26 protein-coding genes and 4 tRNA genes are annotated in these 24584 nt (G+C 61.9%); 6 read left to right on the top strand and 24 right to left on the bottom strand.

Translation table 11 applies throughout. The features are described 5' to 3' along the window. Positions 1-35: 35 nt before the first annotated feature. The 11 genes from rpoB to tuf all read right to left on the bottom strand — a co-directional run bounded on the left by rpoB (position 36) and on the right by tuf (position 11981). Positions 36-4172, bottom strand: a complete 4137-nt coding sequence (gene rpoB, locus BPNPMPFG_RS03485) for a DNA-directed RNA polymerase subunit beta (RefSeq protein WP_258593265.1) — start codon at positions 4170-4172, stop codon at positions 36-38. Between the two features lie 250 nt (positions 4173-4422). Next, positions 4423-4800 carry a 50S ribosomal protein L7/L12 gene (gene rplL, locus BPNPMPFG_RS03480; RefSeq protein WP_027038853.1) on the bottom strand — a complete coding sequence of 126 codons (378 nt, stop codon included), beginning with the start codon at positions 4798-4800 and terminating at the stop codon, positions 4423-4425. 54 nt (positions 4801-4854) lie between these two features. Next, positions 4855-5373, bottom strand: a complete 519-nt coding sequence (rplJ, locus tag BPNPMPFG_RS03475) for a 50S ribosomal protein L10 (RefSeq protein WP_095089664.1) — start codon at positions 5371-5373, stop codon at positions 4855-4857. 396 nt (positions 5374-5769) lie between these two features. After that, a complete protein-coding gene (gene rplA / locus BPNPMPFG_RS03470; protein WP_258593264.1) occupies positions 5770-6468 on the bottom strand; it encodes a 50S ribosomal protein L1 in 699 nt (232 codons plus the stop codon). 4 nt (positions 6469-6472) lie between these two features. Then, positions 6473-6901, bottom strand: coding sequence for a 50S ribosomal protein L11 (rplK, locus tag BPNPMPFG_RS03465; RefSeq protein ID WP_258593263.1), 429 nt, complete (start codon positions 6899-6901; stop codon positions 6473-6475). A 173-nt stretch (positions 6902-7074) separates the two neighbouring features. After that, positions 7075-7602, bottom strand: a complete 528-nt coding sequence (nusG, locus tag BPNPMPFG_RS03460) for a transcription termination/antitermination protein NusG (RefSeq protein ID WP_013531409.1) — start codon at positions 7600-7602, stop codon at positions 7075-7077. Positions 7603-7629: 27 nt separating this feature from the next. After that, a complete protein-coding gene (gene secE / locus BPNPMPFG_RS03455; protein WP_013531408.1) occupies positions 7630-7833 on the bottom strand; it encodes a preprotein translocase subunit SecE in 204 nt (67 codons plus the stop codon). A 363-nt stretch (positions 7834-8196) separates the two neighbouring features. Further along, positions 8197-8272 (bottom strand) — tRNA-Trp (locus BPNPMPFG_RS03450). A 102-nt stretch (positions 8273-8374) separates the two neighbouring features. Beyond that, positions 8375-8857 carry a group II truncated hemoglobin gene (locus tag BPNPMPFG_RS03445; protein WP_258593262.1) on the bottom strand — a complete coding sequence of 161 codons (483 nt, stop codon included), beginning with the start codon at positions 8855-8857 and terminating at the stop codon, positions 8375-8377. 113 nt (positions 8858-8970) lie between these two features. Further along, a complete protein-coding gene (locus tag BPNPMPFG_RS03440) occupies positions 8971-10644 on the bottom strand; it encodes a COG3904 family protein (RefSeq protein ID WP_258593261.1) in 1674 nt (557 codons plus the stop codon). A gap of 161 nt (positions 10645-10805) precedes the next feature. Continuing rightward, a complete protein-coding gene (tuf, locus tag BPNPMPFG_RS03435) occupies positions 10806-11981 on the bottom strand; it encodes an elongation factor Tu (RefSeq protein ID WP_095090666.1) in 1176 nt (391 codons plus the stop codon). A 295-nt stretch (positions 11982-12276) separates the two neighbouring features. Between tuf and BPNPMPFG_RS03430 the strand changes: the two genes are divergently transcribed. Together BPNPMPFG_RS03430 and BPNPMPFG_RS03425 are read left to right on the top strand one after the other, a co-directional pair. Beyond that, positions 12277-13164 carry a DMT family transporter gene (locus BPNPMPFG_RS03430; protein WP_258593260.1) on the top strand — a complete coding sequence of 296 codons (888 nt, stop codon included), beginning with the start codon at positions 12277-12279 and terminating at the stop codon, positions 13162-13164. A gap of 140 nt (positions 13165-13304) precedes the next feature. Next, entirely contained in the window at positions 13305-13442 is a 138-nt protein-coding gene (locus BPNPMPFG_RS03425; protein WP_258593259.1) for a hypothetical protein, read from the top strand. Between the two features lie 88 nt (positions 13443-13530). Here BPNPMPFG_RS03425 and BPNPMPFG_RS03420 read toward each other — a convergent pair whose 3' ends face one another. After that, complete coding sequence (locus tag BPNPMPFG_RS03420; RefSeq protein WP_258593258.1) at positions 13531-13788, bottom strand: GlsB/YeaQ/YmgE family stress response membrane protein; 258 nt, start codon at positions 13786-13788, stop codon at positions 13531-13533. Positions 13789-13917: 129 nt separating this feature from the next. Between BPNPMPFG_RS03420 and BPNPMPFG_RS03415 the strand changes: the two genes are divergently transcribed. Then, positions 13918-14385 (top strand): YidB family protein, encoded by a 468-nt coding sequence (locus tag BPNPMPFG_RS03415; RefSeq protein ID WP_258593257.1) that lies wholly within the window; start codon positions 13918-13920, stop codon positions 14383-14385. Positions 14386-14693: 308 nt separating this feature from the next. On the opposite strand, the gene BPNPMPFG_RS03410 is transcribed toward BPNPMPFG_RS03415, so the two are convergent. The 5 genes from BPNPMPFG_RS03410 to BPNPMPFG_RS03390 form a co-directional block, all read right to left on the bottom strand. Further along, positions 14694-15020 (bottom strand): MAPEG family protein, encoded by a 327-nt coding sequence (locus tag BPNPMPFG_RS03410; protein WP_258593256.1) that lies wholly within the window; start codon positions 15018-15020, stop codon positions 14694-14696. Positions 15021-15102: 82 nt separating this feature from the next. After that, positions 15103-15591 carry an SRPBCC family protein gene (locus tag BPNPMPFG_RS03405; protein WP_258593255.1) on the bottom strand — a complete coding sequence of 163 codons (489 nt, stop codon included), beginning with the start codon at positions 15589-15591 and terminating at the stop codon, positions 15103-15105. Beyond that, positions 15588-15893 (bottom strand): ArsR/SmtB family transcription factor, encoded by a 306-nt coding sequence (locus BPNPMPFG_RS03400; protein ID WP_258593254.1) that lies wholly within the window; start codon positions 15891-15893, stop codon positions 15588-15590. The genes BPNPMPFG_RS03405 and BPNPMPFG_RS03400 overlap by 4 nt, the downstream gene beginning before the upstream one ends. A 242-nt stretch (positions 15894-16135) precedes the next feature. Further along, positions 16136-16209, bottom strand: a tRNA-Gly gene (locus tag BPNPMPFG_RS03395). 88 nt (positions 16210-16297) lie between these two features. Then, positions 16298-16382: transfer RNA gene (locus BPNPMPFG_RS03390), tRNA-Tyr, on the bottom strand. Between the two features lie 259 nt (positions 16383-16641). Here BPNPMPFG_RS03390 and rlmB point away from each other — a divergent pair. Next, the gene (rlmB, locus tag BPNPMPFG_RS03385; RefSeq protein WP_258593253.1) at positions 16642-17496 is read left to right on the top strand and encodes a 23S rRNA (guanosine(2251)-2'-O)-methyltransferase RlmB; all 855 of its coding nucleotides are present in this window, start codon (positions 16642-16644) and stop codon (positions 17494-17496) included. A gap of 122 nt (positions 17497-17618) precedes the next feature. Here the strand turns inward: rlmB and BPNPMPFG_RS03380 are convergent, their stop codons facing one another. The 3 genes from BPNPMPFG_RS03380 to gcl all read right to left on the bottom strand — a co-directional run bounded on the left by BPNPMPFG_RS03380 (position 17619) and on the right by gcl (position 21216). Then, a complete protein-coding gene (locus BPNPMPFG_RS03380; protein ID WP_258593252.1) occupies positions 17619-18536 on the bottom strand; it encodes a 2-hydroxy-3-oxopropionate reductase in 918 nt (305 codons plus the stop codon). A gap of 86 nt (positions 18537-18622) precedes the next feature. Then, complete coding sequence (gene otnI, locus BPNPMPFG_RS03375; RefSeq protein ID WP_258593251.1) at positions 18623-19420, bottom strand: 2-oxo-tetronate isomerase; 798 nt, start codon at positions 19418-19420, stop codon at positions 18623-18625. Between the two features lie 14 nt (positions 19421-19434). Continuing rightward, positions 19435-21216: a glyoxylate carboligase gene (gene gcl, locus BPNPMPFG_RS03370; protein WP_258593250.1), complete on the bottom strand. Its 1782-nt coding sequence runs from the start codon at positions 21214-21216 to the stop codon at positions 19435-19437. 212 nt (positions 21217-21428) lie between these two features. Here gcl and bhcR point away from each other — a divergent pair, with 212 nt between their 5' ends. After that, positions 21429-22250 carry an HTH-type transcriptional regulator BhcR gene (gene bhcR, locus BPNPMPFG_RS03365; protein WP_258593249.1) on the top strand — a complete coding sequence of 274 codons (822 nt, stop codon included), beginning with the start codon at positions 21429-21431 and terminating at the stop codon, positions 22248-22250. A gap of 15 nt (positions 22251-22265) precedes the next feature. Here the strand turns inward: bhcR and BPNPMPFG_RS03360 are convergent, their stop codons facing one another. The 4 genes from BPNPMPFG_RS03360 to BPNPMPFG_RS03345 form a co-directional block, all read right to left on the bottom strand. Further along, positions 22266-22436 (bottom strand): hypothetical protein, encoded by a 171-nt coding sequence (locus BPNPMPFG_RS03360; protein ID WP_258593248.1) that lies wholly within the window; start codon positions 22434-22436, stop codon positions 22266-22268. Between the two features lie 222 nt (positions 22437-22658). After that, positions 22659-22964 carry a BA14K family protein gene (locus tag BPNPMPFG_RS03355; protein ID WP_258593247.1) on the bottom strand — a complete coding sequence of 102 codons (306 nt, stop codon included), beginning with the start codon at positions 22962-22964 and terminating at the stop codon, positions 22659-22661. Between the two features lie 267 nt (positions 22965-23231). Then, positions 23232-23417, bottom strand: coding sequence for a hypothetical protein (locus BPNPMPFG_RS03350; protein ID WP_258593246.1), 186 nt, complete (start codon positions 23415-23417; stop codon positions 23232-23234). Positions 23418-23639: 222 nt separating this feature from the next. Then, positions 23640-23807 (bottom strand): hypothetical protein, encoded by a 168-nt coding sequence (locus BPNPMPFG_RS03345; RefSeq protein ID WP_258593245.1) that lies wholly within the window; start codon positions 23805-23807, stop codon positions 23640-23642. Between the two features lie 159 nt (positions 23808-23966). Here BPNPMPFG_RS03345 and BPNPMPFG_RS03340 point away from each other — a divergent pair. Then, positions 23967-24042: transfer RNA gene (locus BPNPMPFG_RS03340), tRNA-Thr, on the top strand. Positions 24043-24584: the final 542 nt, after the last annotated feature.

The raw sequence follows: 24584 nt of genomic DNA, 5'->3' as shown, positions 1-24584 counted from the left end.
GCCCGGTCGCGGTTTCCCGCGACCGGGCGTCTTGCTTACTCGGCCGCGTCGGGCAGCCGGATCGGGTTGTCGTCGAGCTTGGTGTTCTCCAGCTCGACATTGAGGCCGAGAGACCGCATTTCCTTGACGAGAACGTTGAAGCTCTCGGGAATGCCGGCCTCGAAGGTGTCGTCGCCACGCACGATCGCCTCGTAGACCTTGGTGCGGCCGGCGACGTCGTCCGACTTCACCGTCAGCATTTCCTGCAGCGTGTAGGCGGCGCCGTATGCCTCGAGCGCCCAGACCTCCATTTCGCCGAAGCGCTGGCCACCGAACTGCGCCTTGCCGCCCAGCGGCTGCTGGGTGACGAGCGAGTACGGACCGATCGAACGCGCGTGGATCTTGTCGTCCACGAGGTGGTGAAGCTTGAGCATGTAGATGTAGCCCATCGTCACCTTGCGATCGAACGGCTCGCCCGTGCGTCCGTCATAGAGCTGCGACTGACCGCTGGTGTGCAGGCCCGCCTGCTCCAGCATGATGTTGATGTCAGCCTCGTGCGCGCCGTCGAACACCGGGGTCGCGATCGAGACGCCGCGGCGCATCTGCTCGCTGAGGCGAACGATGCTCTCGTCGTCATACTCACGAACCGGTTCGTTGCGGTCGTTGGCCGGTATGAAGCTCTCGAGCGTCTTGCGCAGCGGCTTGATGTCGCCCGCCACCTTGTACGCGTCGATCAGCTCGCCGATCTTCTTGCCCATGCCGGCGCAAGCCCAGCCCAGATGCGTTTCCAGGATCTGGCCGACATTCATGCGGCTCGGCACACCCAGCGGGTTGAGCACGATATCGGCATGCGTGCCGTCCTCGAGGAAAGGCATGTCCTCGACCGGAACGATCCGCGACACGACACCCTTGTTGCCGTGACGGCCGGCCATCTTGTCGCCAGGCTGCATCTTGCGCTTCACGGCCACGAAGACCTTGACCATCTTCATGACGCCGGGAGGCATCTCGTCGCCGCGCTGCACCTTTTCGACCTTGTCCATGAAGCGCTGTTCGAGCGCCTTCTTGGAGTCGTCGTACTGGCCACGCAGGGCTTCCAGTTCGCTCTGGAGCTTTTCGTTCTCCACGGCAAACTGCCACCACTGCGAACGCGGATACTCGTCGAGCGTGTCCTTGGACAGCGTCGAGCCCTTCTTGAAGCCCTTCGGTCCAGCGATCGCTTCCTTGCCGACGAGCACGTCGGAAAGACGCGCGTAGACGTTACGGTCCAGAATGGCCTGCTCGTCGTCACGGTCCTTGGCGAGGCGTTCGATCTCCTCGCGCTCGATCGCCATGGCGCGCTCGTCCTTCTCCACACCGTGGCGATTGAAGACGCGCACCTCGACGACGGTGCCGAAGGTGCCCGGAGGCATGCGCATCGAGGTGTCGCGCACATCCGATGCCTTTTCGCCGAAGATGGCGCGCAGAAGCTTCTCTTCCGGCGTCATCGGGCTCTCGCCCTTCGGTGTGATCTTGCCGACCAGGATATCGCCCGGCTGAACTTCGGCACCGATATAGACGATGCCGGCTTCGTCGAGGTTCTTCAGCGCTTCTTCCGAGACGTTCGGGATATCGCGCGTGATTTCCTCCGGACCGAGCTTGGTATCGCGCGCCATGACCTCGAACTCCTCGATGTGGATCGAGGTGAAGACGTCGTCGGCGACGATGCGCTCGGACAAGAGGATCGAGTCCTCGTAGTTGTAGCCATTCCACGGCATGAACGCGACCAGCACGTTGCGGCCGAGCGCCAGATCGCCGAGCTCGGTCGACGGACCGTCGGCGATGATGTCGCCCTTGTTGACCCGGTCGCCCATGCGAACCAGCGGACGCTGGTTGATGCAGGTGTTCTGGTTCGAACGCTGGAACTTCATCAGCCGGTAGATGTCGACGCCGGACTTGCCCGGATCGAGATCCTCGGTGGCGCGGATGACGATACGCGTCGCGTCCACCTGGTCGACGATGCCGCCGCGGCGGGCGCCGATGGCGGCGCCCGAGTCACGAGCGACGATCGGCTCCATGCCGGTGCCGACAAACGGCGCCTCGGCGCGCACCAGCGGCACGGCCTGACGCTGCATGTTCGAGCCCATCAGCGCGCGGTTGGCGTCGTCGTTCTCGAGGAACGGGATCAGGGCCGCGGCCACCGACACCATCTGCTTGGGCGACACGTCCATCAGGTCGACGTTTTCGCGCGGCGCCATCATCACTTCGCCTGCACTGCGGCAAATGACGAACTCGTCGACGAAACCACCGTTCTTGTCGAGCTCGGCGTTGGCCTGCGCGACATGGTGCTTGGCTTCTTCCATCGCCGAGAGATAGACGACGTCATTGGTCAGCTTGCCGTCGACGATCTTGCGGTACGGGCTCTCGATGAAGCCGTACTTGTTGACGCGCGCGAAGGTGGCCAGCGAGTTGATCAGACCGATATTCGGGCCTTCCGGCGTCTCGATCGGGCAGATGCGGCCGTAATGCGTCGGGTGCACGTCACGCACCTCGAAGCCGGCGCGCTCGCGGGTCAGACCGCCCGGCCCAAGCGCCGACAGGCGGCGCTTGTGGGTGATCTCCGACAGCGGGTTGGTCTGATCCATGAACTGCGACAGCTGCGAGGAACCGAAGAACTCGCGCACGGCGGCGGCCGCCGGCTTGGCGTTGATCAGGTCCTGCGGCATCACCGTGTCGATCTCGATCGAGGACATACGCTCCTTGATCGCGCGCTCCATGCGCAGCAGGCCGACGCGGTACTGGTTTTCCATCAGCTCGCCGACCGAGCGCACGCGGCGGTTGCCGAGATTGTCGATGTCGTCGATCTCGCCCTTGCCGTCACGCAGTTCGACCAGCGTCTTCACCACGGCCAGGATGTCGTCCTTGCGCAGCACGCGCACGGTGTCCTCGGCCTTGAGCTCGAGGCGCATGTTCATCTTGACGCGGCCAACGGCCGACAGATCGTAGCGCTCGCTGTCGAAGAACAGCGAGTTGAACATGGCTTCGGCGGTTTCGAGCGTCGGCGGCTCGCCGGGGCGCATGACACGATAGATGTCGAACAGCGCGTCCTGGCGGCTCTCGTTCTTGTCGACGTTGAGCGTGTTGCGGATATAGGCGCCGACATTGACGTGGTCGATGTCGAGAACCTTGATCTCGTTTTCACCCGTGCCGAGCAGCACTTTCAGCGTCTTCTCGTCGATCTCGTCGCCGGCTTCGAGAAAGATCTCGCCGGTGGCGTAGTTGACGATGTCCTCGGCCAGGTAGTTGCCGAGCAGATCCTCGTCGGTCGCCTTGATCGCCTTGAGACCCTTTTCGCCAAGCGCCCTGGCCTGGCGGGCAGTGATCTTCTTGCCGGCTTCGACAACGATCTCGCCCGTATCGGCATCGACCAGGTCGCCGACGGCCTTGAGGCCGCGGAAACGCTCGACGTTGAACGGAATGCGCCAATGGTCGCCGGCGCGCTTGTAGGTGATCTTGTTGTAGAAGGTCGACAGGATCTCTTCGCCGTCCATGCCGAGCGCCATGAGCAGCGACGTCACCGGAATCTTGCGGCGACGGTCGATGCGGGCGTGCACGACGTCCTTGGAATCGAACTCGATGTCGAGCCACGAGCCGCGATAGGGGATGACGCGCGCCGCAAACAGAAGCTTGCCCGACGAGTGCGACTTGCCCTTGTCATGGTCGAAGAAGACGCCCGGCGAGCGGTGCATCTGCGAGACGATGACGCGCTCGGTGCCGTTGACGATAAAGGTGCCGTTCAGGGTCATGAGCGGCATGTCGCCCATGTAGACGTCCTGCTCCTTGATGTCCTTGATCGACTTGGCGCCTGTATCCTCGTCGATATCGAACACGATGAGGCGCAGCGTCACCTTCAGCGGCGCGGCATAGGTCAGGTCGCGCTGACGGCATTCGTCAACGTCGAATTTCGGTCCTTCGAACTCGTACTTCACAAACTCCAGCATCGAGGAGCCGGAAAAGTCCTGAATCGGGAAGACCGACTTGAAAACGGCCTGCAGTCCCTCGTCCGGACGCCCACCCTTGGGCTCCGCCACCATCAGGAACTGGTCATAGGATGCCTTCTGAACCTCGATCAGGTTCGGCATCTCCGCAACTTCCGGGATCTTTCCGAAGAACTTGCGTACGCGTCTGCGGCCATTGAAAGTCTGGGTCTGGGCCATCGTCGCTCCTTAGCTCTAAACTCGGGACGAACCTCGCCGCGGCTCGCCTTGCATTCTGGGCCACCTGGGCGGCGACCCTCTGTCTGTTTTCCCGGCGCCTGTCGGCGGCCGGCCAAAACGGGAGAAAACCCGTTTCCTGAAGGCCGGTTGCGGCCCTCAGGAAAGAGGTTCTCGTACGTCTCGCGCTACGCGTGCTCCCTCCAGGCGAAGGGAGTGGCGGACGGCGCGAGGCCGTCCGCCGCTTTTACGCTTACTTGAGCTCGACCTTGGCGCCGGCTGCTTCCAGCTGGGCCTTGAACTTGTCAGCGTCGGCCTTGGAAACGGCTTCCTTGACCGGCTTCGGAGCCGCTTCGACCAGATCCTTGGCTTCCTTGAGGCCAAGACCGGTAATGGCGCGGACTTCCTTGATGACGTTGATCTTCTGAGCGCCTGCCTCGGTGAGGACGACGTCGAATTCCGTCTTTTCCTCGACCGGAGCAGCAGCGGCCGCACCACCGCCAGCGGCGGCAACAGCCACCGGAGCAGCGGCGGAAACGCCCCACTTTTCTTCAAGAAGCTTCGACAGCTCGGCCGCCTCGAGGACGGTCAGCTTCGAAAGGTCGTCTACGATCTTTGCGAGATCAGCCATTGTTGTGTTCCTTCATAAGGTTCGAACGTGTGTTTGTGATAGCGAGGAACGGCCTCATGCCGCCTCGTCCTTCCGGGCGTAAGCGCCGATGACGCGCGCGACCGAAGCCGCTGGCGCATTGACGATCTGGGCGATCCGGGTTGCCGGCGTGGCGATCATGCCAACCAGCCTGGCGCGCAGCTCATCGAGCGACGGAAGTGTGGCGAGTGCCTTCACACCGTCGGCGTTGAGCGAGGTGGTGCCCATTGCGCCGCCGAGAATGACGAGCTTGTCATTTCCCTTGGCGAAATCGGACGCGACCTTCGGCGCCGCAATCGGATCCTCCGAATAAGCGATCAGCGTCTGTCCCTTGAACAGGTCGATGATCGATGCGGAGTCCGTGCCCTGAAGAGCGATTTTGGCGAGACGGTTCTTCGCGACTTTGACGGTCCCACCGGCGGCGCGCATTTTCGACCGAAGGTCGTTCATTTGCGCGACGGTGATACCGGCGTAGTGGGCCACGACCACTGAACCTGCGTTCGAGAACGCACCGTTCAGGCCCGTGACGAGTTCGCGTTTTTCCGCTCTGTCCACTGCCTATCTCCAGTTGACCCCCATCCTGTTAACGGGAACATTCCCATTCACAAGGACAGGCGTCGGGTTGCCTTTTGTCGGCCGGGCCATCCAGTAACGGATCTCCCGAACGACGCTCGAGGATCCTGCCCCCTTTCGCCACATCACCGGCAAGCCGGACGATGCGCAGACAAAAGGCAAACACGGTTCGAACCTTTCATTGGAGCATTCGCTCCGTTGTCCGGTCTTCACCCGTCTCATGCAGGCCCACATGAATTAAGGCTTTTGGGCCGCCTGCAATCTCGGACAGGATGTCCGGAAGCCTTTCGACTTCCGGCACCGGGCCGCCAACCTGGATCGGAGGCCCGGAATTCTTTTGCGGATCAGCCGTTTAACGGCCGATCCCAACTAAACTTATCAGGACGCTGCGAGCGTCGAGACGTCGAGCTTGAGGCCCGGGCCCATCGTCGAGGTGACCGACACCTTCTTGACGTAGTTGCCCTTGGCGCCAGCCGGCTTTGCCTTGGTCACCGCGTCAGCGAAGGCGCGGATGTTCTCTTCCAGGGCCTTGACCTCGAACGAGACCTTGCCGACGCCGGCATGAACGATGCCGGCCTTCTCGACGCGGAACTCGACGGCGCCGCCCTTCGATGCCTTGACGGCGGCGGCAACGTCGGTGGTGACGGTGCCGACCTTCGGGTTCGGCATCATGCCGCGCGGGCCGAGCACCTTGCCGAGACGGCCGACGAGCGGCATCATGTCCGGCGTGGCGATGCAGCGATCGAAATCGATCGTGCCCTTCTGGACGATGTCGACCAGATCCTCGGCACCGACGATGTCCGCGCCGGCGGCGCGAGCTTCGTCAGCCTTGTCGCCACGGGCGAACACGGCGACGCGAACCGAGCGGCCGGTGCCGTTCGGCAGGTTGACCACGCCGCGGACCATCTGGTCGGCATGGCGCGGGTCGACGCCGAGGTTCATGGCGACTTCGACGGTTTCGTCGAACTTGACCGACGACCGGTCCTTGAGCAGCTTCAGCGCATCACCCAGGGCGTAAGCCTTGTTGGGGTCGATGCCTTCGCGGGTCTTCGATACACGCTTTGCAATCTTTGCCATGATCTCAGCCCACCACTTCCAGACCCATCGAGCGGGCGGAGCCCTCGACCATGCGCATGGCCGCCTCGACGTCGTTTGCGTTCAGATCCTTCATCTTCGCGGTTGCGATCTCGCGGACCTTTTCACGCGAAACCGTACCGGCCTTGATCTTGCCCGGCTCCTTGGAACCAGACGTCAGGTTCGCCGCCTTCTTCAGGAAGTAGCTCACCGGTGCCGTCTTCATGACGAAGGTGAAGGACTTGTCCTGGTAGTAGGTGATGACGACCGGGACCGGAGATCCCTTTTCCATTTCCTGGGTCTGCGCGTTGAACGCCTTGCAGAATTCCATGATGTTGATGCCACGCTGACCAAGCGCCGGGCCGATCGGGGGAGACGGCGTGGCCGATCCCGCTTTGACCTGGAGCTTGAGCTGGCCTGCAATTTTCTTAGCCATCTCTTTTCCTGCCTTTGTCTATGCCGGCCCCCACTATCTGGGAAACCCCGGCGGTTGCAGTCTGGTGGTGCGATCCATGCGACCGGCTAAAGCCGCATTCGTCTCCCACCGTTCTCAAAGCCGCGCGATCTCCGCGCCGCCTTCCCTGCCGCACTTGGCGCAGGGACTTCGGATCAGCCCTTTTCGACCTGTCCGAATTCCAGATCGACAGGCACGGCGCGCCCGAAGATCGAAACTTCCACCTTGAGCCGCGCCCGCTCCTCGTCCACTTCCTGGACGAAACCGTTGAACGACGCGAACGGACCATCCGAAACGCGGATCGCCTCGCCGATCTCGAACGTGACCGAAGGCTTCGGCCGCTCGACGCCTTCCTGCACCTGATTCAGGATGCGCTGCGCTTCCGCCTCGGTGATCGGCACCGGCTTGGAGTCGCCCAGGAAGCCGGTGACCTTCGGCGTGTTCTTGACCAGCGAGAACACCGCGTCGGTCAGATTGGCCTTGAGGAGCACATAGCCCGGGAAGAACTTGCGCTCGGCATCGACCTTGCGGCCGCGACGAACCTCGACGACCTTCTCGGTCGGCACCACGATCTGATGGATATCGGCGGACAGGCCCTTCTGCTTGGCCTTGTTCTCGATGTCCTCGGCGACCTTCTTTTCAAAGTTCGAATAGGCGTGGACGATGTACCAGCGCGCAGTCATTTCTCGACTTCTCCGTAATCGCCGGACTTAGCGTCCGATGCCCAGAATCTGTTCGACCGCGAGGCCCATGAGCTGATCGGCGGTGAAGAAAAAGATCATCGCGATCACAGCGAAGGCCAGAACCATCACCGTCGAGATCATCGTTTCGCGACGCGACGGCCAAGTCACCTTGGCGGTCTCCGCACGAACCTGCTGGAGAAAGACGAAAGGATTTGTGGTTTTCGAAGCCATATGCCGCTCTGTCTTCAAGACCCGTTGGCCGGGTCTCCTGGATGATCCCGCTGGCCGGGACGTGCCGCCTGGGCTTGATTTCGCGCCGAATCAGCGCAATCACTTCGCCCATGCAAATCAGACGCGTAAAGCCGGCTTCCCAGCTCCACGCGTCGCGTGTCTGTTTCGTCTACATAAAACCGATTCTTGATCCACGCAAGTGGCAAGTGTCCGCTTTATGACCAAACACCGCCTCGGAACCATCCAGTCGTTCCGTCCCGGCTATGGCGCCCTTATGCCTGAAGAGAGCTAATATGGCAAGCGGGCTGTCGATTTTCAAAGGCCAGCCTGTAGAAATATCGTTTTGATGGCCATTTCGAGAAATGGCACGGGCAGCAGGGCTCGAACCTACGACCTGCGGTTTTGGAGACCGCCGCTCTACCAACTGAGCTATGCCCGTATCGCGCGCATGTCGGCGCAGCAGGCGCTTCCTAAAAGCTTCCGCACGCTCTGTAAAGAGTGGTTTGCAAGCAAACGCGCCTTAATCCCTGGCGGCAGGAAGCTACTTTGTTTCAGGTGGCCGATACGGGCCGCCCGGCACGCCCCAGCCCCAGGCTGGCATCGGCTCCGTCTCGGGATCGCAGGTCTCGCCGAGGTTGGAGTTCATCTTGGCCAGCCGCGATCCCCATTCGACATAGCCCATGAAGGCCGAGCGGAATTCAGGATCGTCGGGCAGTCCAACCGCGTCGGCGGCATCGGCCAGGAGATTGATCCAGCGGCGGCGCTGCTCCTCGGTCAGATGCTTGCCCAGATGGTGCATGACCATCTCGCGATGGCCGCCGAATTTTTCGCTGTAGGTTTTCGGCCCGCCGAAAACCTCGCCGATGAACGCCGCAACGTGGGCGGGATGATCCGGCGACATGTTTTTGAACACCGGGCCGACGAGCGGGTCCTGAAACACCTTGTCGTAGAACGTCTTGGTCAAGCGGTTCAGCGCCTCGGCGCCGCCAGCCCAGTCGTATAATGTCGGGACGTCCTGGCTCATTTTTCGTTTCCTCCACCCGCCCCCGTGACGATGCCGGAGATGACGATACCGGAACTATCTGACATGGCTCAACCTGCCTCGATGGCCAGTCCCGCCCGACCGCCCTGCCGAAACTACGACTTGCTGGGCGCGTTGGCCTGGATCTTGGGCTCCGACACCTCGCGGCAGTTCCCCGGCTTCGGCTCCGATTTGCAGATGGAGGCCCCGGTCAGCTCATCCGCCGATTGGGGTCCGGTCGTCAGCCCGACTTTCAGCATCACCTTGGGGTCGAGCTGCGGTTGGCTCGAATGGAGCTCTATCGCGGCAAACAGGTCAGGCCCCACCGCCATCTCCTCGAGGTAGGTCTTGACCGCCTGCTCCGGTTGCAGCGACTGCAGGCCCAATTGTGCATGAGGACCGACAAAACGCCTGACGCCGCCCGCGAGCATGATCGGGCAGGCCGCATCGCATTCGCCCGACGCATCATTCGTGAGGCCGACATAGACACCGCCCTCAGCCGTGCAACCCGGCTTTTCCGGCTCGCATTCCATGAAGTCCGTCCGTGCGACCGCCACGTCGAGCTTGCGTTCGCGGATCAGCCGCCCAGCGGCAAGAGCACCGGAAAGGTCGCCGCCCGGCGAGCTGATCACGACCGGCAGCCGCCGATCCCCCAAAGTGGCAAGCAACTGGCGCAGCCCCTCCGGCGTCTGCGCTGTAATCTTGCCTTCCGCCGAAATCCATTCGGGACAATCGGGATCGCAGAGGAAACTTCTGCCGCGCACCACAACGAAGCGCATGTCCGCGACAGTATCCTGCCGCACGGTCTCGGGTTTGGCCGATGCGGCGGAGCTGGGCGCGGCTTTTGCCACCTCGGCATTGGCCGGCCGCGCGGCCTTGCCCGCCGGAACCGGTATCTCCCGGCAATTGGCGGGCCGCGGATCGGCGCTGCATATGGTCGGCGCGGTCAAAAGATCAACGGAATCCGGGCTGGTGACCAGCTTCGTCTGAAGCATGCTTTCCAAGTCCAGTTGCTGGATCCCGCTGGCTGGGGTGTCCTTCATCGTTTCGAGCACACCTTGCTCGACGCCCATCCCGTCCAGATAGGCCGCCAGCCTTTTCTCCACCGCCTTGCTCATCTCGTAGGTCTTGTAGCTGCCGGCATTCTTTCGGCTGACGATTTTCGTGTTGAGGACCTTCTTCTTGCCGCCCACGATGCGATAGGTCGTCCGGTACTGCAGTTTGGTGCGGATATAGGTCGTGGTGATCTGATGGACGCCGAGATAGGCCCATTCGCCGACCACGCGCTGGACACCGCCGGCAAACATCAGCGGGCAAGCGGAATTGCACATCGCGCCGCCGGCGTAGGCATCGCCGAAATAACGGGCGCCCTTGCCGTCGTTTTCCGTGCAGCCCGTCCCATCAGGCAGGCAGCCGTCGAACTGGGTCTTGCCTATGGCGATATCGAGCTTGTTCTTGCGGATCAGCCGGCCAAGCGTCAGCGCCGCCTCGACGTTGCCGCCGGGAGAATCGACGACGACCGGCAGCTTTCGGCTGCCGAGCGTCTTGAGCATGCGTTTGAACAAAGCCGGCGTTCCGGCTTCTATCGAGCCTTCGGCCGAGATCCATTCCGGGCAGATCGGCTCGCAACCCGGGTCGTTGCTGCGGACAATGACGAACCGCATCGTCGGGCCGATATCCCCGGCCGTATCCGCCGCAAAGGCGGCAGGCCCCATGGCGAGCAACGCCAACAGGCAGATCAGCCCTAGCGACCACAATGCCTGACGACCCGGAAGGCGCCTTGGAACCATTTGGGAAAGCCCCTCGATGCAACCTATCCTAGTCGAGGTTCAGAGGCTTGCAACAGGGTTCGGGCGACAATACGGGCATCCCATTGCTGGGCAGAAGAAAAGGGCGGCCGCAAGGACCGCCCTTTTCTGTTTCGAACCTGACTGGCACATGCCGGCATCGGTTATTCCTTGATGGTGACGACGATGCCGGCACCGACGGTGCGGCCGCCTTCACGGATGGCGAAGCGCAGCTTCTCTTCCATGGCGATCGGCACGATCAGCTCGACATCGACCGTGATGTTGTCGCCAGGCATCACCATCTCGGTGCCTTCCGGCAGCGACACGATGCCGGTCACATCCGTCGTGCGGAAATAGAACTGCGGACGGTAGTTGGTGAAGAACGGCGTGTGACGGCCGCCTTCGTCCTTGGTCAGGATGTAGGCTTCGGCCACGAACTTCTTGTGCGGCTTCACCGTACCGGGCTTGGCCAGAACCTGGCCGCGCTCGACGCCTTCACGATCAACGCCGCGCAGCAGCGCGCCGATGTTGTCGCCAGCCTGGCCCTGATCGAGCAGCTTGCGGAACATCTCGACGCCGGTGCAGGTCGTCTTGGTCGTCGGACGGATGCCGATGATCTCGAGTTCCTCGCCAACCTTGACCACGCCGCGCTCGACGCGACCGGTCACAACCGTGCCACGGCCCGAGATCGAGAACACGTCCTCGATCGGCATCAGGAACGGCTTGTCGAGCGGACGAACAGGCGTCGGGATGTAGGCATCGACCGCAGCCATCAGCTCGCGGATCGCGTCCTCGCCGATCTTCTTGTCGCTGTCTTCCAGAGCCGCAAGCGCCGAACCCTTGACGATCGGAATGTCGTCGCCGGGGAACTCGTTCTTGGTCAAAAGCTCGCGAACCTCGAGCTCGACCAGTTCGAGCAGCTCGGCGTCGTCGACCTGGTCGACCTTGTTCAGGAACACCACGATCGACGGCACGCCGACCTGACGGGCCAGCAGGATGTGCTCGCGGGTCTGCGGCATCGGGCCGTCGGCGGCCGAAACAACCAGGATCGCGCCGTCCATCTGCGCGGCACCGGTGATCATGTTCTTCACATAGTCGGCGTGGCCGGGGCAGTCGACGTGAGCGTAGTGGCGGGCAGCCGTCTCGTATTCGACATGCGCCGTCGAGATCGTGATGCCGCGCGCCTTCTCTTCTGGGGCAGCGTCGATCTGGTCGTAGCGCTTGTATTCGCCAAAATACTTCGTGATCGCCGCCGTCAGCGACGTCTTGCCATGGTCAACGTGACCAATCGTGCCGATGTTCACATGAGGCTTGTTACGCTCGAATTTACCTTTTGCCATAGTCTCTTTCCTTGGACGGCCTGGACCTTCAGTTCAGTCGAATGCGGGGCGATTAGCGACAAAGGCCAAAAAACACAAGCGTCTTTTGGCCGGGTGCCGTCTCGCTCAGTCCGAACCCTTGATCCGATTGCGGGAATGTGGCGCTGATATAGGAAGGCGAAGCGTGAAATGAAATGGGCGGAAGGCCGATCGATCGAAGCCGGCATTGCGCGTCCCTTTCTTCTCTATTCCTGTGCGATTCAAGGCCAGTTCATGGCCCATTGCGGTCGTCTTCGAGGTCTGATTTCCTGACCCGATGCATTTCATCCCTGCCTCCATCCGTGGCCCGCTGTTCATGATCGTTTCGACGGGATCGTACCTCGTCAACGATACGATGATGAAGCTCGCAACCGCGGGCCTGCCGTCCTACGAAGTGCTGTTTCTGCGCGGGGCGGCGGCAACGCTTTGGGGCTTTCCGCTGTTGTTTGCGCTGGGCTATGGCAAGCAGATTCCGCTGATCTTCGACAAGCGGGTACTGCGCAGGAACCTGCTCGAGCTGGCGGCGATCCTTTGTTATGTGGTGGCGCTCGCCAACATGCAGATCGCGGATTCGACGGCGCTCGGACAGATCACGCCGCTGTTGATGCTGGTCGGCTCCTCGATCCTGTTTGGCGAACGGATCGGCGGCCAGCGCATGGCGCTGATCGGGCTCGGCTTCATCGGCGCGCTGATGGTGGCGCAGCCGACCATGCAAGGCATTTCGGTCTACGCCTTGTTGGCGCTCGGCAACGCCGCACTTGCGGCGGCCCGCGACCTTGCCGGCAGGCGCGTCTCGGCCGAGGTGCCGGGGATGATCGTGGCGATTTCCGCCGTTGTGGTGGTGCTGATCGGCTCCGGTGCCGCGCATCTGGTTTCCGAACGCTGGGTGGTGCCCGAGGCGCGCCATCTGCTGCTGATGGCCGGCGCCGGATTTTTCCTGATCTTCGGCCACTTCTTCATCTTCATGGCCTATCGCGTCGGGCCGACCAGCGCGGTGGCGCCGTTCTATTACTGCTTCACCGTCTGGGCGGTCATTTCGGGCCTGCTGGTGTTCGGCCAATTCCCCAATGCGCTGGCAGTCTGCGGCATCCTGCTGGTGGTTGGCAGTGGACTGACCATCGTCTCCCTTGATCAGCGCAAGCGCAGGCTGACCGTCGTCGCCTAGCCTCAACTGCTCAAGCGGACCGAGCGGGCGATCACGCACGTCTTTCCACGAGCCTGTTGCCGAGCCGAAAAAGATCGTCTAATCGGCGAAGAACCGTCCAATCGACGACGACATGATCAATCAGCCAAGGGAGTTTCCCCATGACGGATTTTGACCGGAACAAGAACTCCGACGCCGAGCACAAGGCCGCCATCAGAAAATCGCTTATCGGCTGGGCGGTGTTCATCGCGGGTACGCTGATCTTCTTCGCCGCGGCCGATGCAGTGTTGATGCCATAGGCGGGCTGCTGAGCGCAGCCCAGCCCGAAGCTGCCCTTGCCTCGGCAGAAACTCGAAACGTCAGACGATCCAGCGATCCGGTCGGCGCTTAAAGCGTCCGGCTGCCGCTGAACTGATGGTAGGCCCAAAGCACGACCACCGCTCCGACCACGGCGACGATCAGGCTGTAGATGTTGAGGCCGGTGACGCCCGAAGCGCCAAAGGCGCTGAAGATCAGGCCACCGACAACGGCGCCGACGATGCCCAGCACGATGTCGAGCAGAATGCCCTGGCCGCTCTTGTTGACGATCTTGCTGCCCAGGAAGCCGGCGACGACGCCGAGTATGATCCAGCTGATGATTGACATTTTTTCCTCTCCATCCCCCGCCAGCCAGACACTTTCATATGATCGTCAAAAGCTCAAGCCAGCTTGAAATTCCGCCCAAATGCGCCATGTTGAAGACGGGCTGGGCCTGGTTGAGATGGAGGATCCACTATGGGACTTTTTGACAACGCCGTTCCCGGCGGCAACATTGCCAAACCGCTGATGATCGCGCTCGGCGCGCTGCTGGTGGGAAAGATGCTGAGCGGCAGAAGCGCCGAACAGCCGGGCCAGACCGAAACCCCGGTGGTGCCGACCGGCCCTGCTTCCACCGGAACGACCTCCGCCGACGGCGGCCTGCTCGGCGGGCTGGGCGGCCTGCTCGACAAACTCAAGGACGCCGGCCACGGCAATGTCGCCGATTCCTGGGTCGGCACCGGGCAGAACCAGTCGATCAACGCCAATGATCTCGGCGCCGCACTCGGGCCGCAGGTCATTCGCGAGATCGCGCAACGGACGGGAATGGATGAGCAGGAACTGCTCAAGCAGCTGTCCACGGCGTTGCCGGGTGTCGTCGACAAGCTGACGCCGAACGGACAGGTGCCGCAGCAACACCAGGTCGCCTCCGCGTTCAACAGCTAAAGCAATTCCAGGAAACGTGTGAAACGGCTTTCCCGGGAAAAGCGCGTAGCGCTTTCCCCTTAGGGAATTGCTTCAAAACAAAGCGCTAGCGCGGCGCAGGCGTCTGCACGCTTGGAGCGTTGCGCGCGCCTGTCGCGCAGCGTTTCGGTCTATTGTTTCCGCCTCAATACCAGATGCATGACAATGGGCCGCCGCGACAGGAGGCTCCGTCCATTGATCCGTCATCGGATGGCAGCCAAGCCGGTCACAATGATGAGGGCAAGCGTGACGAGGGCTCCCGAGACATAGAGGATCGTCCTGAGGCTGCCTCACTTGGCCGCGCTGCCGCCGCGAATGTAGACCGCCAAGTGAACCAGACGGATCGCCAGATGCAGCCAGACGAGAGCCGCTAACGTGGCCGGTCCGACGCCGACCATCATCGCCAGCAAGGCCGGGACGACGAAAGGCGCAAGCGCCTCGACCGAATTCATGTGTACGCGGTCGATCCTGTAGAGCTGATTGTCGTCGTCCGCAGGCAGTACCGGGCCTGAAAGCGCTCCTGCGCGGCCCTTGGACGAGCCCGAGTAAATCGCCAGCAGGACTGACAGAAGGCAGAGCGCGAGCACTCCGACGATGCTGAACCAGTAGGCTTCCATCTGCCCCTCCGCTTCTTAGGATTACCGATTTGGGACCTGATGATCTCCGCGACTGATGAACCTTGCGGTTGTGACACGACCGTCAGGCCGCCTCGCGGGAGCAAAGCTCATGGAAGCGCCGCAGGTAAAGCGGCCAGCCCTGATCGCCGCCAACGCCGTCGCGCACACTTTCCCAGCCTTCGCCATGCCGCTCGAGGTTCCGGTGCACGAGATCGACCCGGGTTCGGCTTTCCGTCTCCGCCGTGAAGCTGACTTCCCACTCGCTGGTTTTGTCGGGATCGGTTTCAACCTGCCATTGAGGACTGATGTCCCAGCTCAGAAGCACCCGGTTGGGCGGCTCGTAGGCCAGCACCCGAGCCCATCGGCACTCGCTGCCGTCAACACCGCGGTCGTAGATGTGACCGCCGACTCGAGGCTCGAAGATCGTCTCGGCGATCGGCACCGCGAGCATGTTGTGTTCTCGGGGTTTGAAGCTGCCGAAGTCCTCGGTGAAGACCTTGAAGGCATGCGCGATCGGAGCCTCTACGACGATGGAATGCTTCACGGGCGGGGGTGCTTGATGCGTGCTCATTCCTGCTCCTTCGACGATTGTTCGGCGGTCACTTTGTAGGCCGCCAAGGTCTTGATCCAGAAGCGGTCGAGTTCGGCGCGCAGGCTTGCCAGCCCTTCCGGATCGACCCGGTAGATGCGTTGCTTGCCGAAACGGGTGTTGGCCACGAGCCCGGCATCCCTGAGGACCTTCAGGTGCTGCGAGACCGCCGGCCGGGTGACAGGGAGGGCACCAGCCAGTTCCCCGACCGAACAAGGGTGTTCGACCAGTAACTCAAAGATCGTGCGCCTGGTCGGATCGCCAAGCACTGTCCAACTGTTCACGTTAGTATTCACTAACGCGAACTTATATAAATGTGGTTTTTCTGTCAACGTGCCGCAGTACGATACGACAGCCAGATGCTCCGCTCATCGCCATGGTTGGAACACCTCACGACGAGTCGTTTGGCCTTGCGGGAGTATCGGATCGTGGGGAATGCGCTCGTTCGCTGCTGGATTCGGAACGCCGAGCCCGACGCGCCAAATCGTCTCTAAGCGAAATTTCGAAAAAATATCAGATGATTATCTGGAGCGGGTAGCGGGAATCGAACCCGCATATTCAGCTTGGAAGGCTGCTGCTCTACCACTGAGCTATACCCGCGCCTTTCAGTGAAGTATCGGATTCACCCGAAAACCGCTACACACTTTTCGGTCCGATGCTTTGCGTTTCAGGGCTTCCGGGCCGGCAGTGGTGGAGAGGGTTGGATTTGAACCAACGTAGGCATAGCCAACGGATTTACAGTCCGTCCCCTTTAACCACTCGGGCACCTCTCCAGTCTGCCGCCGGAGCCATGCAACAAGGCATCGACGCGTCGCCACCGCCTCAGCAGCCTTCCGCGAAGCGCCTTATGGCGGCACCGCCCAAAACTGTCAACCGCAAGATCCCGGCAAAACACGTTGAATTTCGTCTGCCGTCCGGCAAGCCGTTCGAACCGGCGGTATCCGTTCGAACCGGCGGTATCCGTCGGAACCAGTGGTATCCGTTGGAACCAAAGGTATCCATTGCCGCGCGACACGGCTATAGAAGCCGGCCATGAGCAACGACAACAATTCCAAGACGCCTAAAGACACCCATTACGCCAAGCTGCGCCGCGCCTATCGCGACGAAAAGAGCGGCGGCGCGCCGGCATTCAGGCCCCGACAGCCTGTGCCGCCGGGCGAAAACGCCGCCGACGGCCTCGTGCGGCTCTACGGCCTGCACACGGTGCGGGCGGCGCTCGACAATCCGCGCCGCAAGATCAGGAAGATGCTGGTGACGCGCAATGCGGCCGAGCGGCTTGAGATCGCCGACCTTGCCGCGCTGCGCTTCAAGGCGGAACTGGTCGAACCCAGGGATATCGACAAGATCACCGGCTCGGATGCCGTGCACCAGGGCGTGCTGATCGAAGCGGAACCGCTGAAGCCGAAGCGGCTCGACGCGCTCGGCGATACAAAGCTGGTGCTGGTGCTCGACCAGGTCACCGACCCGCACAATGTCGGCGCCATCCTGCGCTCGGCGGTCGCCTTCGGCGCCGGTGCGCTGATCACGACGGCACGCCACAGCCCGCAGGAATCGGGCGTGCTGGCGAAGTCGGCATCTGGCGCGCTGGAACATATCGACCAGATCGAGGTCAAGAACCTCGCCGACGCGCTCGACCAGTTGCACCAGGCCGGCTTCCAGACCATCGGCCTCGATTCGGACGGGCCGGCGGAACTCGAAACGAGTTTTTCAGGCGAAAAGATCGCGCTGATTCTTGGCGCCGAGGGCAAGGGCCTGCGCCAGAAGACGCGCGAGACCGTGACGACGCTGGCGCGGCTCGATATGCCCGGCGCCATCCGCTCGCTCAACGTGTCTAATGCCGCCGCGATCAGCCTCTATGCGGCGCGGGCATTTTTGAAGCGTAGCTGAGCCGCAGGCCGCCTGCCGGGAATCATCTCAAGACGAGAAACGGGTTCCGGCGACGGACGCAGGAACCCGTTCTCCAACAGCGAAGAGCTGGCGGCTTGGGAACGTTGCGCCGCCCTCTCCTCCTATGCTGCTTTGCCTTTGACGTCGGCTGCGTCGCCGCCGACCTCGAAATTGGCCATCCGCTCCAGCGCCCGGACCAGCGCCGAGTGATCCTCCTTGGCGCCGCCATTGGCCGCGCAGGAATTGAACAGTTGCTGAGTGGTCGATGTGTTGGGCAGCGCCACGCCGAGCGCTTTTGCTCCCTCCAGCGCCAGGTTGAGGTCCTTCTGGTGCAGTTCGATGCGGAAGCCCGGGGCGAAGGTACGCTTGACCATCCGCTCGCCATGCACTTCGAGAATGCGCGAGGCCGCCAGCCCGCCCATCAGCGCCTGCCTGACCTTGGCCGGATCGGCGCCGGCTTTCGATGCAAAAACAAGCGCTTCGGCGACGGCTTCAATGGTCAGCGCGACGACGATCTGGTTGGCCACCTTGGTGGTCTGGCCAACGCCGTTCGGCCCGACCAGGGTGATGTTCTTGCCCATTTTCTCGAACACGGGCCTGGCGCGCTCGAACGCTTTCTCCTCACCACCGACCATGATGGTCAGCGACGCGGCCTTGGCCCCGACTTCGCCGCCCGAGACCGGCGCGTCGAGATAGTCGCAGCCGAGATCGTTGATCTTCTTGGCGAACACCTTGGTCTCGATCGGCGAGATCGAGCTCATGTCGATCACCAGCTTGCCCTTGGTCAGGCCGGAAGCGACACCGTTCTCGCCGAACAGCACATCGGCGACCTGCGGTGTATCAGGCACCATCGTGATGATGATATCGGCGACCTTGGCCACGGCGGCATGGCCAGAGACTGACTTCAACCCCTTGGCGACGAGATCGGCCGGCGGCTTCGAGCGGTGGTCGCTGGCGACGACCTTATAGCCTGCGTCGAGCAAATGCCCCGCCATCGGCGCGCCCATGATGCCAAGGCCGATGAAGCCGATGGTTTCCATTGTTTTTCTCCGTCGTGTTTTCTTGCGAAGCCGCATTGGAAGCCGCATTGATTGAGAACGCAACTTCGGTTGCAGCGCCTCAGCAGCTAAGCCGCCGCGCTCCCCTGCCCGGCCAACTCCCTGAACCAGCCCAGCCCAGCCTCCGTGCCGGCCTTCGGCTTGTATTCGGCGCCGATCCAGCCGGAATAGCCGATGCGGTCGATATGCTCGTAGAGGAAGGGATAATTGATCTCGCCCGTCCCCGGCTCGTGACGGCCGGGATTGTCCGCAAGCTGGATATGCGCGATGCGGCCGAGGTTTGCCTCGATTTTACGGGCGAGATCCCCCTCCATGATCTGCATGTGATAGATGTCGTATTGCAGGAACAGGTTCTTCGAGCCGACACGGTCGATGAGCGCCAGCGCCTGATCGGAATAGTTGAGGAAGAAGCCGGGGATATCGCGGGTGTTGATCGGCTCGATCAGCAGCCTGATGCCGGCCTGCTCCAGCTTCTCGGCCGCGAAGGCGAGGTTTTCGGCAAAGACATCCTCCAGCACTTTGCGGTCGGCGCCCGCGGGCGCGATGCCGGCCAGGCAATTGACCTGCTGGCAGCCGAGCGCCTGCGCGTAGGTGATCGCCTTCGCGATGCCTTGGCGGAATTCCGGCACGCGATCCGGCAGCACGGCGATGCCGCGCTCGCCCTTGCCCCAGTCGCCTGCCGGCAGATTGAACAGCACCTGTGTCAGGCCGTTCTTCTTCAGCCGGGCTGCGACCACATCGGGCGCGTGATCATAGGGACCGATATATTCGACGCCCTTGAAGCCCGCACGGGCAGCCGCGTCAAAACGATCGAGGAAATCATGCTCGCCAAAGAGCATCGAAAGATTGGCTGAGAAACGCGGCATTCTTTTTGTCCTTCTTAGTCGAGCATGACGATCGCCGTCGGCGCGTCTTCCTGATGTTCGGCAAGGTCCTCGAATTCGGTGACCTTGTCGATCTCGGTGCCCATGGAGATGTTGGTGACACGCTCGAGGATGAATTCGAGCACGACCGGCACCTGGTGCTCCTTCATCAGCCGCTGCGCTTCCTTGAACGCGCCGGCGAATTCCTCGGGTCTGCGCACCCTGACCGCCTTGCAGCCCATCGCCTCGGCGACGGCAACGTGGTCGACGCCGTAGCCGGCCTCGGGATCGTCGGCGCGATTGATGTTTTCGAAGGCGAGACTGACCTCGAAATCCATCGAAAAGCCGCGCTGAGCCTGGCGGATCAGCCCGAGATAGGCGTTGTTCACGACGACATGGAGATAGGGCAGCTTGTGCTGCGCGCCGACCGCCAGTTCCTCGATCATGAACTGGAAATCATAGTCGCCCGACAGCGCCACGATGGTGCGGTCGGGATCGGCGGCGCGAACGCCAAGTGCGGCCGGCAAGGTCCAGCCGAGCGGGCCGGCCTGGCCGCAATTGATCCAGTTGCGCGGCTTGTAGACATGCAGGAACTGCGCGCCGGCGATCTGCGACAGGCCGATCGTGGTGACATAGGTGACGTCGCGGCCGAACGCCTTGTTCATCTCCTCGTAGACACGCTGGGGCTTCAACGGCACCTGGTCGAAATGCGTCTTGCGCTTCATCGTCTTCTTGCGGGCCTGGCATTCCTTCGCCCAGCCCGACCAGTCGCGCAGTCTGCCTGCCGTCTTCCACTCAGTGGCGACGTCGAGCAGCATCTTCAGTGCGGCGCCCGCATCCGAGACGACGCCGAGGTCCGGTGCGAAGACACGGCCTATTTGGGTGGGCTCGATGTCGACATGGATGAATTTCTTGCCCTTGGTGTAGACGTCGACCGAGCCGGTGTGACGGTTGGCCCAGCGGTTGCCTATGCCAAAGACGAAGTCGGCCTCCAGCATCGTCGCATTGCCGTAGCGGTGCGAGGTCTGCAGTCCGCACATGCCGGCCATAAGCCGGTGGTCGTCGGGGATGGCGCCCCAGCCCATCAGTGTCGGGATCACCGGCACGCCCGAGATTTCGGCGAATTCGATGAGCAGATCCGACGCATCGGCATTGATGATGCCGCCACCGGCGACAATCAGCGGCTTTTCCGCCGCGTTGAGCATCGTCAGCGCCTTTTCGGCCTGTGCGCGCGTCATCGCCGGCTTGAACGGCGTCAAGGGCTCATAGGCATCGATGTCGAACTCGATCTCGGCCAGCTGGACGTCGACCGGCAGGTCGATCAGCACCGGGCCTGGCCGCGACGAGCGCATCAGATGAAACGCCTTCTGAAGCGCCATCGGCACCAGATAGGGCTCCATGACGGTGACCGCCCATTTGGAGACCGGTGCGGCGATAGCGGCGATGTCGACGGCCTGGAAATCCTCCTTGTTCAGCCGCGCACGCGGCGCCTGGCCGGTGATGCACAGGATCGGGATGGAATCCGCGGCGGCCGAATAAAGCCCGGTGATCATGTCGGTGCCGGCCGGACCCGAAGTGCCGATGCACAGGCCGATATTGCCTGATTTGGCACGGGTGTAGCCTTCCGCCATGTGCGAGGCGCCCTCGACGTGACGGGCAAGGACATGGCGAATCGTTCCCCTCGCCTTCAGGGCCGAATAGAACGGATTGATCGCCGCGCCCGGCACGCCGAAAGCGCAGGCAATACCTTCCTTTTCGAGAACGAGAACCGCGGCATCGACAGCGCGCATCCTGGCCATTTCCAGCCCTCCACAGGGTTTGTCATTGTTGGATGGCCGAGAATGCCAGCAAGCCGGCTATTTTTCAATTTTTTCAGAATATTTTTTCATTTCTAGGAAAAGGCCCTTAGCCAATGAATTTAAATGGCTTTTCGTTTTCCACCGATTTCACAACCCTGAACAATGAAAAACTTTTTCATTGCCTATTCGGCGGAATTGCAGACAATGCGGCCATGGAAACCACCGAGAAACGCCAGCGCGGTCGCCCGCGCGCCTTCAACGGCCCATCCGAGGCCAGTTCGGTGCAGTCGCTCGATCGGGCCTTGCGCATTCTCGCCATTGTCGCCGAGGGCAGCGGCTTGTCGCTGAGCGAGATTGCCGCCAGTTCCGGACTGGCCGCTTCCACCACTTACCGGATGCTGACGACGCTCGAAAACCACGGCATGGTCGAATTCGACACCAGCGACCAGTTGTGGTCGATCGGCGTCGAGACCTACCGTATGGGCGCGGCGTTCCTGCGCCGCCGCAAGCTGGTCGACCGCGCCCGTGTCGTCATGCAGGAGCTGATGGAAAGAACCGGCGAGACCGCCAATCTCGGCGTCGCCGAGGATGATTGCGTGGTCTTCGTCAGCCAGGTCGAGACGCACCAGGCGATCCGTGCCTTCTTCCGGCCAGGCACGCGCAGCCCGTTCCATGCTTCCGGCATCGGCAAGGCGGTGTTGGCGCATCTCGAACCGGAGCGCGTCGGAACCATCCTGCGCAAGGCCGGCCTGCAGCGCTTCACCGACAAGACGCTTTCCGACATTTCCGCCCTTGCCCACGATCTGGCAACGATCAAGCGGCGTGGCTGGTCGGTCGACGACGAGGAGCGTCACCCCGGCATGCGCTGCGTTGCGGCCGCCATCTTCAACGAGTTCGGCGAACCGATCGGCGGCGTCTCGGTGTCCGGGCCGACGGTGCGGGTGACGCCGGAGCGGCTGGCCGAGATCGGCCCGCTGGTGCGCGATGCCGCAGCCGAGGTGACCAGGATGATTGGCGGCGTCATCTCAGCCTGACAGGTGCGGGGACGCTCAACGTTGCGAGAAGGCCAATCGGGCAAAGAACAGGCAGAGCAGCAGACACCCGATGGCGAAACCGCCCCACACCAGCCCGGCCTGTTCGAGAAAAACCTCGCCGCCTTCGGGATCGTAGCAGCGGCCGAGCTCGTTTGAAGCAATCGCGCCAAAGCCAGTAGCGGTCATGCCAGGCCAGCGCGAACAGCAAGGCGCCGGCTCCCGTGACGACGGCGAGAACGATAGCAACCGCTTTCATCGGATCGTTGTCAGCCCGGAATATCTCGAAATCATGGCCTCGGTGCCAGGCCGGGGTCCAATCCAGCCCCCTCCCCGAGGATCATGCGAACGGCGGAAAGAGGGGCGGCGCGGGGCGCCCCTCTTTGCAGCTGATTGAACCGCCACCTCCTCTCAGAGCCGGCAGTAATGAGGATAGCCGTCGTGGCCGATATAGGTGTCGGAGTCCGGATCGTAGCTCGAATAGCGATCGAAACAGCGGCGGACGTGCCAGGAGCCACCGTCTTCGTCGACGTAGACCGTACGGGGCTGCTGCTGGGCAAGCAGGCTGCCGAGGACAAACCCGCCGACACCGGCGGCGATGCCAATGCCAAGGTCGTGGTGATGCGAGTGCGCAGCCGAGGGCTGGACGGTGCCGACCAGCGTGGTGGCGGCGACGGTGGTGGCGATGAGGCCGGAAACGAGTGTGCGCGTGAACATGACGATCTCCTTGCTTCGTTGACCGAGGCGAGCCATCCGCCTCTTGATCGTCTGTCGTCGCGGCGCAGAAAAAGGTTCGAAACTTTTTTCGATTTTCTTGGAGCCCAGGAAAACAGCCAGTTGGAGGCTGTCGACACGATGCCTTCGCACCGCGAATGGCGGAAATCTGGACCTTGATGCCGAGCTCGCCGACGAGCCGGCGATGTCTGTCGCACAACGCAAAAAGGGCGGCCGAAGCCGCCCTCTTGGGGGAATTGGGTCCCTCCATCAAAGGAAAATGATCACTTTGCCGTGGTCGTGGTGATGATGGTTGTGGTGCCACCACCAATGCTCCTCGAAATGATGGTGATGGTGATACATGCCGTGGGCCGACGACGTGCCGACGGTGCCAGCGAGCGCGCCTGTGGCGACGAAAACGGCAACGAGGCCTGAAATGAGAGTGCGCTTGAACATGATGATCTCCTGGATCTTTTGATCGAGGCGACCCATTCGCCCCTGAACTTCAGTCGGCGCGATGCGGCAAAAGGTTCGAAGGGTCTTTGGATTTTTCGGTGGGACGGGATGACGAGTGAGTAGCGAATAGGGAATAGCGAGTAGCGAAAGGCAGAAACGGCAGCTGCACTCGCCACCCGGGACTATTCACTATTCGCTATTCCCTATTCGCTACTCACTCGTTCAGCCCATGCCCGTGATATGGCGAAGCCAGAAGGCGAGCGCTATGAAGCCGATGATGGTGGTGACACCGGTCCAGTCGACGTTGGCCTTCTTCACATCGCTGATGATCTTCATCAGCAGCATCCAGGTTACGAAGATGATAGGGAGAATGATGACAAGCCTGATCATGCGACACCCCTGCTCGAAGCGGTTGCACATTCCCCATATGTAGGAAGCGATCTGGCGGTTTTCAGGATGCCCTTTCCGAGAGCCCATCCGAAATGCCGGGTGACTGAAAACGGAGTTTTGTCTTTACTGGCGCAACAAATATGCTAACCGGAGCGCCGTGCCCTTGTAGCTCAGCTGGTAGAGCAGCGGTTTTGTAAACCGAAGGTCGGCGGTTCGATTCCGTCCGGGGGCACCAGTTCACTGAAAAAACCAACGATTACAGATCTTTGGCCACAAGTCGCTAAATCCTACCCATCGCCATATCCAAACCAGATTGAGGCCGCACGTGCTCTCGCCGGAATGGATCAAAGGGCGCTTGCCGATGCCGCAGGAGTCGGGATCAACACGATCCGCAATTTCGAAGGTTGGGCAAAGAGATTGTTCGCGGACGGTCGGACCTCATTCAGATCGTGCTGTGTGAGCGGCTGGAAACGAACGCCTATCTGCCTGTCCGGATGATCGACGAGGAAAGCGAGACTGACGGTAGCGCCTAGGAGGCATACTACCGCGATAACGCCATACGAGCCCGTCTCCAATTCTGCTATTAGTGATGACGGTGGACCCCAACCCGCCAAAGGCCGGCGCCTTTACCCCAACGCCCCCCGCCCAACGGGCGCCGGCCATTTTTTTTGTCAGCTATCGCTTCTTTGGTGTGGTCTCTGCGATCCGCACTTTAGTCTGCGATCTCCTTGGCGAGATCGAAGGCCTTCGCCTTGTCCTTGGGACGTAGCGTAAACG

Source organism: Mesorhizobium sp. AR07 (assembly GCF_024746815.1).
Lineage (GTDB): Bacteria > Pseudomonadota > Alphaproteobacteria > Rhizobiales > Rhizobiaceae > Mesorhizobium.
The sequence above is the reverse complement of the archived record's forward strand: the minus strand, read 5'-3'. Positions and strand labels throughout refer to the sequence as shown.

What these genes read in the sequence shown, in the direction of transcription:
- rpoB (WP_258593265.1), bottom strand. Translation starts at nt 4,172, where the DNA reads ATGGCCCAGACCCAGACTTTCAATGGCCGCAGACGCGTACGCAAGTTC.
- rplL (WP_027038853.1), bottom strand. Translation starts at nt 4,800, where the DNA reads ATGGCTGATCTCGCAAAGATCGTAGACGACCTTTCGAAGCTGACCGTC.
- rplA (WP_258593264.1), bottom strand. Translation starts at nt 6,468, where the DNA reads ATGGCAAAGATTGCAAAGCGTGTATCGAAGACCCGCGAAGGCATCGAC.
- rplK (WP_258593263.1), bottom strand. Translation starts at nt 6,901, where the DNA reads ATGGCTAAGAAAATTGCAGGCCAGCTCAAGCTCCAGGTCAAAGCGGGA.
- nusG (WP_013531409.1), bottom strand. Translation starts at nt 7,602, where the DNA reads ATGACTGCGCGCTGGTACATCGTCCACGCCTATTCGAACTTTGAAAAG.
- secE (WP_013531408.1), bottom strand. Translation starts at nt 7,833, where the DNA reads ATGGCTTCGAAAACCACAAATCCTTTCGTCTTTCTCCAGCAGGTTCGT.
- BPNPMPFG_RS03445 (WP_258593262.1), bottom strand. Translation starts at nt 8,857, where the DNA reads ATGAGCCAGGACGTCCCGACATTATACGACTGGGCTGGCGGCGCCGAG.
- BPNPMPFG_RS03440 (WP_258593261.1), bottom strand. Translation starts at nt 10,644, where the DNA reads ATGGTTCCAAGGCGCCTTCCGGGTCGTCAGGCATTGTGGTCGCTAGGG.
- tuf (WP_095090666.1), bottom strand. Translation starts at nt 11,981, where the DNA reads ATGGCAAAAGGTAAATTCGAGCGTAACAAGCCTCATGTGAACATCGGC.
- BPNPMPFG_RS03430 (WP_258593260.1), top strand. Translation starts at nt 12,277, where the DNA reads ATGCATTTCATCCCTGCCTCCATCCGTGGCCCGCTGTTCATGATCGTT.
- BPNPMPFG_RS03425 (WP_258593259.1), top strand. Translation starts at nt 13,305, where the DNA reads ATGACGGATTTTGACCGGAACAAGAACTCCGACGCCGAGCACAAGGCC.
- BPNPMPFG_RS03420 (WP_258593258.1), bottom strand. Translation starts at nt 13,788, where the DNA reads ATGTCAATCATCAGCTGGATCATACTCGGCGTCGTCGCCGGCTTCCTG.
- BPNPMPFG_RS03415 (WP_258593257.1), top strand. Translation starts at nt 13,918, where the DNA reads ATGGGACTTTTTGACAACGCCGTTCCCGGCGGCAACATTGCCAAACCG.
- BPNPMPFG_RS03410 (WP_258593256.1), bottom strand. Translation starts at nt 15,020, where the DNA reads ATGGAAGCCTACTGGTTCAGCATCGTCGGAGTGCTCGCGCTCTGCCTT.
- BPNPMPFG_RS03405 (WP_258593255.1), bottom strand. Translation starts at nt 15,591, where the DNA reads ATGAGCACGCATCAAGCACCCCCGCCCGTGAAGCATTCCATCGTCGTA.
- rlmB (WP_258593253.1), top strand. Translation starts at nt 16,642, where the DNA reads ATGAGCAACGACAACAATTCCAAGACGCCTAAAGACACCCATTACGCC.
- BPNPMPFG_RS03380 (WP_258593252.1), bottom strand. Translation starts at nt 18,536, where the DNA reads ATGGAAACCATCGGCTTCATCGGCCTTGGCATCATGGGCGCGCCGATG.
- otnI (WP_258593251.1), bottom strand. Translation starts at nt 19,420, where the DNA reads ATGCCGCGTTTCTCAGCCAATCTTTCGATGCTCTTTGGCGAGCATGAT.
- gcl (WP_258593250.1), bottom strand. Translation starts at nt 21,216, where the DNA reads ATGGCCAGGATGCGCGCTGTCGATGCCGCGGTTCTCGTTCTCGAAAAG.
- bhcR (WP_258593249.1), top strand. Translation starts at nt 21,429, where the DNA reads ATGGAAACCACCGAGAAACGCCAGCGCGGTCGCCCGCGCGCCTTCAAC.
- BPNPMPFG_RS03360 (WP_258593248.1), bottom strand. Translation starts at nt 22,436, where the DNA reads ATGACCGCTACTGGCTTTGGCGCGATTGCTTCAAACGAGCTCGGCCGC.
- BPNPMPFG_RS03355 (WP_258593247.1), bottom strand. Translation starts at nt 22,964, where the DNA reads ATGTTCACGCGCACACTCGTTTCCGGCCTCATCGCCACCACCGTCGCC.
- BPNPMPFG_RS03350 (WP_258593246.1), bottom strand. Translation starts at nt 23,417, where the DNA reads ATGTTCAAGCGCACTCTCATTTCAGGCCTCGTTGCCGTTTTCGTCGCC.
- BPNPMPFG_RS03345 (WP_258593245.1), bottom strand. Translation starts at nt 23,807, where the DNA reads ATGATCAGGCTTGTCATCATTCTCCCTATCATCTTCGTAACCTGGATG.